Below are 12302 nucleotides of genomic sequence, written 5' to 3'. Positions count from 1 at the left end.
CGCGTCGGCCGAGTGGGCAGCCCTGTACCAACTCGGCCGACGGGAGTGACGCCTCGGCTGAGTGACCCTCTGTCGAGAGGTCGCTCCCGTCGGCCGAGATGGCATTGCCCTGCCGCCTCGGCCGACGTACGCGACTTCTCGGCCGACCGGGGTGACGTCTCGGCGCGGGGGTTGACTAGCCGTGGTGGGATGTGATCCCCTTCACTGGCGTAACGTACTAGTTCGTACATTAAGGACCGTCTGGATGAAGTCTTCGTTTCTTGTCGGCCTGATCGGCGCGGGCGTCGGACCCTCGCTGAGTCCGGCGCTGCACATGCGCGAAGGGTTCGAGCACGGGTTGTCGTACGTCTACAAGACGCTCGACATCACGGACCTGGGCGTCCCGGCCGAAGGTGTGGGCGACCTGATGCGCGAGGCTCGACGGCTCGGCTTCGACGCCCTCAACATCACCCACCCGTGCAAGGAGCTCGTGATCGAGCACCTCGACCGGCTCGACGAGACCGCGGCCCGCCTCGGTGCGGTCAACACCGTGGTCTTCACCGACGAGGGTGCGGTCGGTTACAACACCGACACGACCGGGTTCGGCCACGCGCTGCGCACCGGGATGCCGGGTGCCCCGCTCGGCACCGTCGTGCAGCTCGGCGCGGGAGGGGCGGGCTCGGCCGTCGCCCACGCGCTGGTGACGCAGGGGACCGACCGGCTGGTCATCGCCGATATGGACCTCGACCGCGCCCAGGCGCGCGTGGAGGAGATCCGGCGTCACCACCCGGAGAGCTCCGTCGAGGCGAGCCACGTCGACAAGCTGCCGGCGCTCCTCCCTGACGCCGACGGACTGGTCAACTGCACCCCGGTCGGCATGGCCGACCACCCCGGTACGCCGTTGGAGACGAGCCTCCTCCGCCCCGAGCTGTGGGTGGCGGACATCGTCTACCGGCCTCTGGACACCGCACTGCTGCAGGCGGCGCGTGAGGTCGGCTGCCGGACTCTCCACGGAGGCCACATGGCGGTCTACCAGGCCGTCGACGCCTTCCGGCTGATCACCGGCATCGACCCCGATGCCGAGCGGATGCTCGCCCACCTGCGCGAGCTGGCCGCGGCCGGCTGACCAAAGCTTCAGACAAACTCCACCCCCCACCCGTCCGCGGTCAGGAACCGCGGGCCTACCCGAGGAGGACCCGATGGCGGGACCTGACACCGAGAACCAAGAAGGCAAGACCCCGGTACGGGCCGCGCTGGCCAGCTTCATGGGCAGCGCCGTCGAGTACTACGACTTCTTCATCTTCGGCTCTGCCGCGGCGCTGATCTTTCCGCACGTCTTCTTCCCCACAGCCGGGGACGCCGCCCTGGTGATGTCGTTCGCGACCTTCGCCTTCGCGTACGTCGCCCGGCCGGTCGGCGCGGTCTTCGTCGGTCACTTCGGTGACCGGATCGGCCGTCGGAAGGTGCTGCTGTTCACCCTTCTGCTGATGGGTGGTGGCACGTTCCTGATCGGCTGTCTGCCGTCGTACGACCAGGCCGGCTGGATCGCGCCCGCGCTGCTGGTGTTCTGCCGTCTGCTCCAGGGGCTCTCGGCCGCCGGGGAGCAGGCCGGTGCCAGCTCGCTCACGCTCGAGCACGCCCCCGACGACCAGCGCTCCTTCTACACGTCCTGGACGCTGACCGGCACCCAGGGCGGCCAGATCCTGGCCGCGCTCGTCTTCATCCCGGTCGTCGCCCTGCCCGACGACATCAAGTACAGCATCGGCTGGCGGATCCCGTTCTGGCTCTCCGCGATCGTGGTCATCGTGGCGTTCTTCATCCGCAGCCGCCTCAACGAGACCCCGGAGTTCGAGGAGGCCAAGGCCAACAACGAGGTCGCCAAGCTGCCCCTCGCGGTGCTGCTGCGCGACCACTGGGTCGACGTGCTGCGGGTCATCTGCTGCGCCTTCATCGCGGCCGTCTCCACGGTCTTCGGCAACCTGGCCATCGCCTACGGCGTCGCGGTCGGCATGGTCGACTCGATCACGCTGTGGCTGGTCGTCGCGGCGAACGTCGTCGCGCTGTTCACCCAGCCGATGTTCGGCCGGCTCGCCGACCGGATCGGTCGCAAGCCCGTCTTCATCTACGGTGCCGTGGCCAGCGCGGTGATGATGCCGTTCTACCTGCTCTCGATGAGCCAGGGCAGCGAGCTGCTCGTCTTCGCGCTCGCGATCCTGACCTTCTCCTTCGGCTACGCGGCCGCGAACGCGACCTGGCCGTCGTTCTACGGCGAGATGTTCTCGACCCCGGTGCGCTTCTCCGGTGTCGCGATCGGCACCCAGATCGGATTCCTGCTGGCTGGGTTCACGCCGTCGATCGTCACCGCTCTGGGTGGCGTGCAGGAGGGTGGCTGGGTCGTCACCGCTGGCTACACCGCGGTCGTCTGCCTCGTCGCGTCGATCGCCGCCCTGACCGCCCGCGAGACCAAGGACGTACGCACCGCCGACCTCGGTATGCGGCGGGCCCCGGACCCGCAGGGCGCCGCCGCCTGACCACACCAGCGACGTCACTGTCCGCGGCGGTGGCGGTTGCGGCGGCGTACGACGTCCTTCAGATCGGCGACCGGGCCAAGGTGGCCCAGCTTCTCGGGGTTGGTGACCGAGCGGATCCGCTGGATCCGGCCGTCGAGGATGTCGAGGGTCCAGGTGCCGAGGATGGCACCGTCGGCGTCGCGCAGGATGGCTCCCGGCTCGCCGTTGAGCTCGCGCTGCTCCAGGCGGGCACCGATGGCGAGCAGCGGGGGCACCGCCGCGATCAGGATGCGAGCGGCCTTCTCCGCGCCGAACCGGCCGCCGACGCCACCGGCCACCCCACCGCCGTCGTTGACGGTCTCCACATCGGCCGCCAGCAGTGCCTGGAGCTGGTCCAGATCGCCGTCACGCAGCGCCTCGAAGAACCGGCTGGAGAGCTCTTCGCGCTTGCGCCGGTCGGCCTCGAACCGCGGCTTGCCCTCGTCCATGTGTCGCCGCGCCCGGGAGGCGAGCTGACGGCAGGCGGCCTCGGAACGGTCGACCGCCGCGGCGATGTCGGCGAAGCCGAAGTGGAAGACCTCGCGCAGCACGAAGACCGCCCGCTCCAGCGGGCTGAGCCGCTCGAGCAGCAGCAGCGCCGCCATCGACACCGAGTCGGCCAGCTCCGTCGCGCGCTCCGGGCTGGCGTAGAGACCCGCATGGTCATCGACGTGGGTGTCGGTCGGCAGCGGCTCGGGGAACCATGGCCCGACGTACGTCTCCCGCCGCACGCGCGCGGAGCGCAGCACATCGAGGGAGATCCGGGTGACGACGGTCGACAGGTAGGCCTTGAGCGAGTCGGGCTCGGTCGAGGTCGACTCCAGCCGGATCCAGGTCTCCTGCACCGCGTCCTCGGCCTCGCTCACGCTGCCGAGGATCCGGTAGGCGATCGAGAACAGCAGCGGTCGCAGCTCCTCGAACTCGATCTCGGTCTCAGGTGTCACGGTCGTCCTCCCTCAGGTCCACATCTTCCACCCTTGGGACGAGACGGCGCCCGGGACTGTGACATGGCGCCCGGGCACGGCGCCCCGCCGAGCCGTACGTCTGCCGAAAAATGTTCGACGAGTGGCAGGGTGGGTTGGGACGATGGCGCCATGACCGTCGAGAAGGGTGAGGTGTTGGCTTCCTTCACGGTGCGCCGAGTGCATGCCGATGAGTGGCAGAGCATCCGGGAGTTGCGTCTCGAAGCGCTGCGCGACCCGATCGCCCACCTTGCCTACCTCGAGCGGCTCGAAGACGCCCTCCAGCGACCCGACAGCTATTGGCGGGACCAGGCGCAGACGGCCGCGGCCGGCACCGCCGTGGGGAAGTTCGTCGCGGTCGACGATCACGGCGAGCTCGCCGGGACGGTGACGGCACTCGTGACAGCGCCGGGCGAACCCGACTACATCGGCGAGACGAGTCCACACCTGCGCGGAGCCCTCGTGGGCGTCTACGTGCGGCCGGCCCAGCGCGGTGGCGGCGTCCTCCAAGCGCTTGTCTCGGAGACGGAGGCATGGCTGCAGGAGATCGGTGTGCAGCAGGTGCGCCTCCACGTCAACGAGCACAACGTTCGCGCGCAGGGTGCCTATCGCAAGTGCGGCTACGTCGACACCGGCATGCGGGTCGAGATGATCGACGGGGTCAATCACGAGATGGTTCGCGCTTTCGCCGACGACGCGACGGCGTGACCCACCACCAGGCTGCTCTCGCGGCCGGCAGCAACGAGCATGGTCAGTGCGACGTCGCCGGATGGCCGCCGATCCGGCGGTGAGCTCCCCGCCATCGGTTCGCGGTCAGGCTCTGTCGGTCAGGAAGGCGTCGAGCAGCGGACGCTCGTGCTCGTAGTCGTTGTGGGCGTGCGCCTGCGCGTGCGGCGTACCGAGCTCGGCGGGGGGCCGCGCGGCGTCGGTCGTGCCCGCCGTGGCGGCAGTGGGGGAGAGGAATGCCGCCGCGGCGAGCACCGCGGTCAGCGACCGGACGAAGGTACGCATCGGGATCTCTTTCGGTGAGGGAGGCCCTCAACCTGGCCGGACCGCGTGATCCCGTGGCAAGCGCTGTACGTCGCCTGCCTGAACTCCTCCCGAAGGCTCAGCCGAGGCAGACGAAGAGGGCCAGCCCGGCGTACGCGAGGTTGACGATGCCCCTGGTCACGACGCCGCCGGTGGTGTCGCTGAGGCGGGAGGCACCGGCGACCGCGAGACTCACAGGCTGGGCTCCCGGCCCAGCGGCCTGACCGCTGCCGCCTGGGCGCGTCCGGCGCGCGACCTGTCCTTGAGGCCGATCGCGGAGCCCGGGTGGCGCGCCTCCATGCCCAGGGCCCAGATCGTGCTGCGGCAGACCAGCTCCTTCACCTTCGCCGCGGGCACGCCGCGGAGGCGGGCGCCCACGGCCGAGTCGTCGCGGCGGGCGAAGTTCACCAGGCCGAACCCGCGGCCGATGCTGATGCACTGTCCCACGAAGCCGATGCTGATCGGTTCCGGCGCGGCGCCGGCGAGCCGGCTCAGCACCGTCTCCGCGGCCAGCGGCCCGAGCTGGTTGGCAGCCTGGCAGCTCATCCGGTACGCCAACCCCGACGGTGCAGCGGCGTCGCCGGTCGCGATGATCCGGTCGTCGTCGACGCTGGTCAGGGTTTCGTCGGTGACCAGCCGGCCGACCTCGTCGGTGGAGAGCCCGCTGCGGCGCGCCAGGTCCGGGGTGGTGAACCCTGCGGTCCAGATCGTCACCGCGCTCGGCAGCTCGCGGCCGTTGTCGAGGCGTACGCGGCCGTCCAGCACCTCTGTCACCCGGGCGCCCTCGACGATGCCGACGCCGAGTCGCCGCAGGGCGCGCTCTGCATCGGCGCGGCCCTTCTCGTGCAGCCACGGGCCGAGCCTGTCTCCGCAGATCAGAGCCACGTTCCGGCCTGCCTCGGCGAGCTCGGAGGAGACCTCGATCCCGGTTGGTCCGCCGCCGACGACGACCACCGGCGCGTCGGCCGACGTCGTCTCCAGCGCCGCCCGCAGGCGGATCGCCTCCTCGTAGGTCGACACGCCGAAGGCATGCTCGTGCGCTCCCGCCACCTGCGTCTCGCCGGTGCTGCCGACGGCGTAGACCAGATAGTCGTACGCCACCTCCTCCCCGTCCTCGAATGCGACCGTCCGCGCGTCGGCATCGATGGCGCTCACCGTGCCGACGTGCAGACGGACCCGGGGACTGAGGATGTCGGCGTAGGCCACCACGGCCTCGGACGTGCCCCCTACCAGCTGGTGCAGCCGGATCCGCTCGACGAAGTGGTCGCGTGGATTGACCAGGGTGATCGCGATGTCGTCGCGTTTGGCGAGCCGGTTGGCGGCCATCACACCGGCATATCCGCCGCCGACGACCACTACCGGGCTCCTGCTGAAGGTTCCTTGATTGCTCATACCCCAAGGACACCGGCCCGGCGAGGTCTGTGACATCGAGAGGTTGTGAAGCCGAGAGTGAGCCATAGGTCACTCTCGGCTTCACAACCTCCACTCGGTCAGGAAACCGTGATGGTGAACCTCGCCCTCGAGCCGTCGGAGGCTGTGATCGTGCCGCGATACGTCCCCGGGGAGTCGTACGTATGAGCAGCCGTCACCGCATAGACCCCGGCAGCGTGGAGTGAATCCCGGGGTTCAGACGCGGTGAACCGTGCGGGGACCGGAGCCGACCCGTCCCCGAAGTCGACCGTCGCCGTGAGCGGTGCGGTCAGCGACGAGCCACCGGTGCTGTCCGCGTCGTCGACCTCGTCTACGGTGACCGCGGTCCCGTCCGTCTTGGTCCCGGGGGCGGCGAGCAGTCCGACCGACACCGATCCGGCCGATCCGACCGATCCGGCCGATCCGACCGATCCGGCCGATCCGGCCGATCCGACCGATCCGGCCGATCCGACCGACAGCGCAGCATCGGTTCCGGCCAACTCGGTCGACCAGGCGATCTGCGGCCCGTCGTAGAAGTTGGTGCCGGCGGCGGCCAGTCGCGGACCGACCGAAGCGAGCCGCGCCGCGAAGTCCGACGGCGAGCGCAGCGACTCGGCGGTCCAGCCGGTCTCCCCATGCGCGAGGATGCGCGGGAAGATCATGAACTCGGCCTGGTCGACGCCCCGGATCGTCTCGGACCACAGCGGCGCCTCGGTGCCGAGGATGTGCTCGTCCCCGACGCCCGCGATGACCTCCTGCGGGCTCCAGTCGTAGTAGTGCGCGACGTCGCAGTCGCCCGAGCACGCCCAGGAGAGCCCGATCGGCGTCTTCGGGTGATACTTCATGTCGAGGTAGGACATGTTGCCCGGCGAGACGAGCAGCTTGGCGCCGTCCTCGATGACGGCGCGCTTCGCGTGCTCGGTCGTGCCGGCCCAGTACTGAACACCATCACCCGCGGCGAGCCCGGATTCGGCGTACTCGTTCCAGCCGATCGTCTTCTTGCTGAGTCCGTGGACGATCGCGAGCGCCCGCTCGACGAACGCCACGTAGCCGTCGTGGCCATAGCGCTGCGTCATCGCATGCGACTCGTCGCCGCCGACGTGAAGGAACTCGGACGGCGTGAGCGCAGCGAGCTGCGAGAAGACGTGCTCGATGAAGGTGTAGGTCACCTCGGAGGTCGGATCGAGGTAGGAGTAGCCGACGTCGATGGTCCCGTTGTGTGGCGCAACCGGCTCGTCCTCGGTCGCCGGGTGGCTCGACCCGGCGGTGTTGAGCTGCGGGATCGCGGCCAGGGCGGCATTCGTGTGGCCGGGGATGTCGATCTCGGGGATGATCTCGATCTCGCGCTCGGCGGCATACCGCACCAGCGAGCGGTAGTCGTCCTGGGTGTAGAACCCGGTGTGACCGTCGGCGCTCTGATACGGGTTGCCGAGCACCGCGGTCGCTCCCGAGACCCGGGTCAGCGCCGTGTAGTCGATGTCGTCACCGGCCGCCCGACCGGAGTTGGTGATGTCGATCCGCCATCCCTGGTCGTCGGCCAGGTGCATGTGCAGCACCGAGATCTTGGCCGCCGCCGCGGCGTCGATGACCTGCTTGACCTCGTCGACCTCGAGGAACGAGCGGGCGACGTCGAGCATGAGGCCGCGATAGCTGAATCGCGGCGCGTCCAGGATCGAGACCGCTGGCACCGTCCACGTGGTGTTGACGCGCGAGGGAGACGCTGCGAACGCCGGCAGCAGCTGCCGAAGCGTCTGGGTGCCGTTGAACAGGCCGTGGCGACTCGCCCCGGTGACCCTGACCCCTTTGGCCGTCGAGGCGATCTTGTACGCCTCCGGGTTGCCCTCGACCTCGTCGAACTCGGCCTCGGGGTCGATGGTCAGGACGACATCGCGAGGGGTCGGCCTGCCGGAGACGACCGGGAGGTCGAAGCCGGTCGCCGGGCGCAGTTCGGCGGCCATGAGGGCACCGACCTCGTCGGCGTCAGTGCCGCGGGCGACGATCCGCGACTGCTTGGTCAGGACGAAACCGGGCCCGCCCTTCGCGCTCACCTGGAGCGGCTTCGGCACCAGGCCGGGCAATGGGGTCTCGGCCTTGCCCAGGTGTTCGGCCCGGGGTTGAGCTGTGGCGGATGACGTCGTCGAAGTGGCGATGAGCATCGTGGCGACGCCGACTGCCAACGCCGTTGTCAGAATTTGGATAGAGCCCGAACGAATCATGCGCATGCCTCCATCGACTGCCAACTCGGTCAACCATCGAGGGTAACGGCGTCGGCGCCGCAGCGTCGCGAAATCAAGCGATCGGGGTTCGATCTCTATCCGGGACCCGGCGGCGTGACATCGACCGGAGCGATCCGCGTCGCGGGCGCGTGGATCAGGCCAGAGCGGCGACGGCGTCCGCCAGATCGTCGACGGACTGGGCGCGCTCTGGGAGGCTGCCGTCGCGACCCAGGCTGAGCTGGAAGCCCATGAAGGCGGCGTCGATGACGTGGGCTGCCCGCTCGGCGACGGTGGGATCCACGCCGGACTTGTCCAGATGCGCGATGAGACCGGCCATCCACAGTGTGTTGGCTTCCTGGACCGCAGACACGTACGGCTCCCTGCCGAAGAGACCGAGCGCGGCCGCCTCCACATAGATCCGGCTGCACCGGTCGCCCTCCATCACCGCCCAGAGGTCATAGACGGCGGAACGCAGGTCCTCGGAGGGCTCGAGCGCGGCGACCTCGGCGACCGATCGCTCGTTGGACGTGCGGAGCACGTCGGCGACCAGCCGGTCCTTGGTGCCGAAGTGGTAGAGCAGGACCCGGTTGCTGGTGCCCAGCTCTGCCGCCAGCGGACGCAGGCTCAGGCCGATCAGGCCGTGCTCGTGGACGTAGTCGGTGGCCAGCTCGGCCCAGGCAGCGCGGCGCTGTGGATCTTTCGCGGGCGCGGCACCAGCGGTCGTCATGCGGCGACTGTAACAACTGGCGCAGCGTTTTGTACCAGCTGCAACAAATTTGTACCACTTGCAACAACTTTGTTCTCCCAGCCCTTGACCTGGCCCTTCAGTCGGCGCAGGATCATTTGTAATTCACCCGCGGTTGCCTGTTGCGCGACCCGACGTCGGAGGTTGCATGAGCCAGATCTACATCGACGGGCACTGGTTGCCCGCGCAGTCGGGCGAGCAGCGAGAGATCCGCTGTCCCGCCGACGGCGCGGTCGTCGGAACCGTTGCGGAGGCTGGAGCGGAGGACACCCGGGCCGCGATCGCCGCGGCGCGGAATGCCTTCGACAGTGGCGAGTGGCCGGCGACGCCCGCGCGGGAGCGGGGCGACCTGCTGCTGAGGGTTGCCGACCTGCTGGAGCGGGACACCGCGATCATCGCCCGCGCGGAGGCGCTCGACACCGGGAAGCGGCTGGTCGAAGGAGAGTACGACGTCGCCGACGTGGTCTCCGTCTTCCGCCACTTCGGTCACATCGCCACCGAGGACGCCGGCCGGGTCGTCGACACCGGATCCAGCACGGTCAAGAGCCGGATCGTGCACGAGCCGATCGGGGTCTGCGGGCTGATCACGCCGTGGAACTACCCGCTGCTGCAGGTCGCCTGGAAGGTCGCGCCGTGCCTGGCCGCGGGCAACACGTTCGTGCTGAAGCCCAGCGAGATCACGCCGCACAGTGCCATCCATCTGATGAAGGTGCTCGAGGAGGCCGGCTTGCCGGCTGGTGTCGCCAACCTGGTTCTCGGCGAGGGACCGACCGCCGGTGCGCCGCTGTCCGAGGACCCCCGCATCGACCTGGTCTCCTTCACCGGTGGTCTGGCCACCGGGAAGCGGCTGATGGCCAACGCCGCGGCGACGGTGAAGAAGGTGGCCCTCGAGCTCGGTGGCAAGAACCCCAACATCGTCTTCGCCGACTCCGACCGCGAGACCGCGCTCGACTTCGCGCTGACCGCCGTCTTCCTGCACTCCGGCCAGGTCTGCTCTGCCGGCGCGCGGCTGATCATCGAGGAGTCGATCAAGGACAGCTTCGTCGACGAGCTGGTCGCCCGGGCCGAGCAGATCCGTCTCGGCGGACCCTTCGACGAGGAGGCCGAGACCGGCCCGCTGACCAGCAGCGCCCACCGCGACAAGGTGGAGGCGTACGTCGCGAAGGGCCTCGCCGAGGGCGCCACCCTCCGCACCGGTGGCAAGCGCCCCGACGATCCCGCGCTCGCCGACGGCTTCTACTACCTGCCGACCATCCTCGACGACTGCACGACCGAGATGAGCGTGACTCAGGACGAGTCCTTCGGGCCGGTTCTGACCGTGGAGACCTTCACCGACGAGGACGACGCCGTCCGCATCGCCAACGACTCCATCTACGGCCTCGCCGGCGCGGTGTGGACCTCCGACGCCGGCCGCGCCGAGCGGGTCGCCGCCAGGCTCCGGATGGGCACGGTCTGGATCAACGACTACCACCCCTACGTGGCCCAGGCCGAGTGGGGCGGCTACAAGCAGTCCGGGATCGGGCGCGAGCTCGGCCAGGCCGGGCTGGAGGAGTACCGCGAGACCAAGCACATCTGGCACAACATCGACCCGAGCCCCCAGCACTGGTTCGCCCCGACCTCCCCCAGAACAAGCACCGCCGAGGAGAAGTGAAGACGATGACCCAGACCTACGACTACGTGATCGTCGGCGGTGGCTCGGCCGGCTCCGCGCTCGCCAACCGGCTCAGCGCCGACCCGTCCACGAAGGTTCTGGTCCTCGAGGCCGGCCACAGCGACTTCAAGATCGACCCGTTCATCCACATGCCCGCGGCGCTGCCGTTCCCGATCGGCTCGAAGTTCTACGACTGGGCCTACGAGACCGACCCCGAGCCGCACCTGGGTGGCCGCAAGGTCTACCACGCTCGCGGCAAGGTGCTCGGCGGCTCGAGCTCGATCAACGGCATGATCTTCCAGCGCGGCAACCCGATGGACTACGAGCGCTGGGCCGCCGACCCCGGCATGGAGACCTGGGACTACCGGCACTGCCTGCCCTACTTCAAGCGCATGGAGAGCCGCTTCCTCGAGGACGGCACCTCCGGCGCCGACCAGTGGCGCGGTGGCTCCGGCCCGCTCCACCTCGAGCGCGGCCCCGCCTCCAACCCGCTCTTCTCGGCGTTCTTCGAGGCCGCCCAGGAGGCCGGCTACCCGCTCACCGACGACGTCAACGGCTACCGCCAGGAGGGGTTCGCCCCCTTCGACCGCAACGTGAAGGACGGCCGCCGCTGGTCGGCCGCCCGTGCCTACCTGCACCCGGTGATGAGCCGCCCCAACCTCGACGTCGAGACCTTCGCGTACGCCACCAAGATCCGTTTCGACACCTCTGGTGACGTCCCGCGGGCGACCGGTGTGGACTACGTACGCGGTGTCGGCCGGGCGAGCCGGGAGCACACCGTCAGTGCCGGCGAGGTGATCTGCTGCGGCGGCGCGATCAACACGCCCCAGCTTCTCCAGCTCTCGGGCGTGGGGGAGGAGTCGCTGCTGCGGCAGCACGGGATCGATGTCGTGCACAACCTCCCCGGCGTGGGGGAGAACCTCCAGGACCACCTCGAGGTCTACATCCAGTACGCCTCCAAGCAGCCGGTCTCGATCGCGCCCGGCCTGGTGTGGCACCAGCGGCCCAAGATCGCCTGGCAGTGGCTCTTCCAGAAGAAGGGCCTGGGCGCGACCAACCACTTCGAGGGCGGCGGGTTCGCGCGGTCCAACGAGGACGTGGACTGGCCGAACCTGATGTTCCACTTCCTGCCGATCGCGATCCGCTACGACGGGTCGATGGCGCCCGGCCAGGAGAAGGGCCAGCACGGCTACCAGGTGCACATCGGCCCGATGTACGCCGACACTCGCGGCTACGTGCGCATCAAGAGCGCCGACCCGATGCGGAAGCCCTCGATGCTCTTCAACTACCTCTCCACCGCGACGGACCGCAAGGAATGGGTGGAGGCGGTCCGGGTGGCGCGCGACATCCTCAACCAGCCCGCCTTCGCGCCGTTCAACGCCGGAGAGATGTCGCCGGGGCCGAGCGTGGAGACCGACGAGGAGATCCTCGAGTGGGTCCGCAAGGACGCCGAGACGGCGCTGCACCCCTCCTGCACCGCCGCGATGGGGACCGGCGAGATGGCCGTCACCGACCCCACCTCGATGAAGGTGCACGGCACGGAAGGACTACGGGTCGTGGACGCGAGCGTCTTCCCGTACGTCACCAACGGCAACATCTACGCGCCCGTGATGATGGTCGCGGAGAAGGCGGCCGACCTGATCGCCGGCAACACCCCGCTGGCGCCCTCCGATGCTCCCTACTACCGCCACCGCGACGACTCGCCGTTGTGGCCTGCGGGGGACCCGCGCAACCAGTCCTGAGATCCAATCGTGACCCGAA

The 12302-nt window shown here is 69.4% G+C and carries 10 protein-coding genes; 5 read left to right on the top strand and 5 right to left on the bottom strand.

What is annotated here, in order from left to right:
- Nucleotides 1-244 precede the first annotated feature (244 nt).
- Nucleotides 245-1105 carry a shikimate dehydrogenase gene (locus tag ACFWQC_RS09360; RefSeq protein ID WP_378676258.1) on the top strand — a complete coding sequence of 287 codons (861 nt, stop codon included), beginning with the start codon at nucleotides 245-247 and terminating at the stop codon, nucleotides 1103-1105.
- Between the two features lie 73 nt (nucleotides 1106-1178).
- Complete coding sequence (locus tag ACFWQC_RS09355; RefSeq protein WP_378676255.1) at nucleotides 1179-2510, top strand: MFS transporter; 1332 nt, start codon at nucleotides 1179-1181, stop codon at nucleotides 2508-2510.
- 14 nt (nucleotides 2511-2524) lie between these two features.
- Here the strand turns inward: ACFWQC_RS09355 and ACFWQC_RS09350 are convergent, their stop codons facing one another.
- Complete coding sequence (locus ACFWQC_RS09350; protein WP_378676253.1) at nucleotides 2525-3472, bottom strand: RNA polymerase sigma-70 factor; 948 nt, start codon at nucleotides 3470-3472, stop codon at nucleotides 2525-2527.
- Nucleotides 3473-3622: 150 nt separating this feature from the next.
- Between ACFWQC_RS09350 and ACFWQC_RS09345 the strand changes: the two genes are divergently transcribed.
- Nucleotides 3623-4198, top strand: a complete 576-nt coding sequence (locus ACFWQC_RS09345) for a GNAT family N-acetyltransferase (RefSeq protein ID WP_378676250.1) — start codon at nucleotides 3623-3625, stop codon at nucleotides 4196-4198.
- Between the two features lie 105 nt (nucleotides 4199-4303).
- Here the strand turns inward: ACFWQC_RS09345 and ACFWQC_RS09340 are convergent, their stop codons facing one another.
- The 4 genes from ACFWQC_RS09340 to ACFWQC_RS09325 form a co-directional block, all read right to left on the bottom strand.
- Entirely contained in the window at nucleotides 4304-4501 is a 198-nt protein-coding gene (locus ACFWQC_RS09340; protein WP_378676248.1) for a hypothetical protein, read from the bottom strand.
- A 210-nt stretch (nucleotides 4502-4711) separates the two neighbouring features.
- Nucleotides 4712-5911: an NAD(P)/FAD-dependent oxidoreductase gene (locus ACFWQC_RS09335; protein WP_378676245.1), complete on the bottom strand. Its 1200-nt coding sequence runs from the start codon at nucleotides 5909-5911 to the stop codon at nucleotides 4712-4714.
- Nucleotides 5912-6009: 98 nt separating this feature from the next.
- Nucleotides 6010-7995 carry a family 20 glycosylhydrolase gene (locus ACFWQC_RS09330; RefSeq protein WP_378676243.1) on the bottom strand — a complete coding sequence of 662 codons (1986 nt, stop codon included), beginning with the start codon at nucleotides 7993-7995 and terminating at the stop codon, nucleotides 6010-6012.
- Nucleotides 7996-8299: 304 nt separating this feature from the next.
- Complete coding sequence (locus tag ACFWQC_RS09325) at nucleotides 8300-8872, bottom strand: TetR/AcrR family transcriptional regulator (protein WP_378676240.1); 573 nt, start codon at nucleotides 8870-8872, stop codon at nucleotides 8300-8302.
- A gap of 166 nt (nucleotides 8873-9038) precedes the next feature.
- On the opposite strand from ACFWQC_RS09325, the gene ACFWQC_RS09320 reads away from it, so the two are divergent.
- Nucleotides 9039-10541, top strand: coding sequence for an aldehyde dehydrogenase family protein (locus ACFWQC_RS09320; protein WP_378676237.1), 1503 nt, complete (start codon nucleotides 9039-9041; stop codon nucleotides 10539-10541).
- A gap of 5 nt (nucleotides 10542-10546) precedes the next feature.
- Nucleotides 10547-12283, top strand: coding sequence for a choline dehydrogenase (gene betA / locus ACFWQC_RS09315; RefSeq protein WP_378676235.1), 1737 nt, complete (start codon nucleotides 10547-10549; stop codon nucleotides 12281-12283).
- Nucleotides 12284-12302: the final 19 nt, after the last annotated feature.

It is taken from the genome of Nocardioides sp. NPDC058538 (assembly GCF_042719275.1).
Classification (GTDB): domain Bacteria; phylum Actinomycetota; class Actinomycetes; order Propionibacteriales; family Nocardioidaceae; genus Nocardioides.
Note: the sequence above shows the minus strand (reverse complement) of the source record. Positions and strands in the feature narration are given on the sequence as shown.

What these genes read in the sequence shown, in the direction of transcription:
- ACFWQC_RS09360 (WP_378676258.1), top strand. Translation starts at nt 245, where the DNA reads ATGAAGTCTTCGTTTCTTGTCGGCCTGATCGGCGCGGGCGTCGGACCC.
- ACFWQC_RS09355 (WP_378676255.1), top strand. Translation starts at nt 1,179, where the DNA reads ATGGCGGGACCTGACACCGAGAACCAAGAAGGCAAGACCCCGGTACGG.
- ACFWQC_RS09345 (WP_378676250.1), top strand. Translation starts at nt 3,623, where the DNA reads ATGACCGTCGAGAAGGGTGAGGTGTTGGCTTCCTTCACGGTGCGCCGA.
- ACFWQC_RS09340 (WP_378676248.1), bottom strand. Translation starts at nt 4,501, where the DNA reads ATGCGTACCTTCGTCCGGTCGCTGACCGCGGTGCTCGCCGCGGCGGCA.
- ACFWQC_RS09335 (WP_378676245.1), bottom strand. Translation starts at nt 5,911, where the DNA reads ATGAGCAATCAAGGAACCTTCAGCAGGAGCCCGGTAGTGGTCGTCGGC.
- ACFWQC_RS09325 (WP_378676240.1), bottom strand. Translation starts at nt 8,872, where the DNA reads ATGACGACCGCTGGTGCCGCGCCCGCGAAAGATCCACAGCGCCGCGCT.
- ACFWQC_RS09320 (WP_378676237.1), top strand. Translation starts at nt 9,039, where the DNA reads ATGAGCCAGATCTACATCGACGGGCACTGGTTGCCCGCGCAGTCGGGC.
- betA (WP_378676235.1), top strand. Translation starts at nt 10,547, where the DNA reads ATGACCCAGACCTACGACTACGTGATCGTCGGCGGTGGCTCGGCCGGC.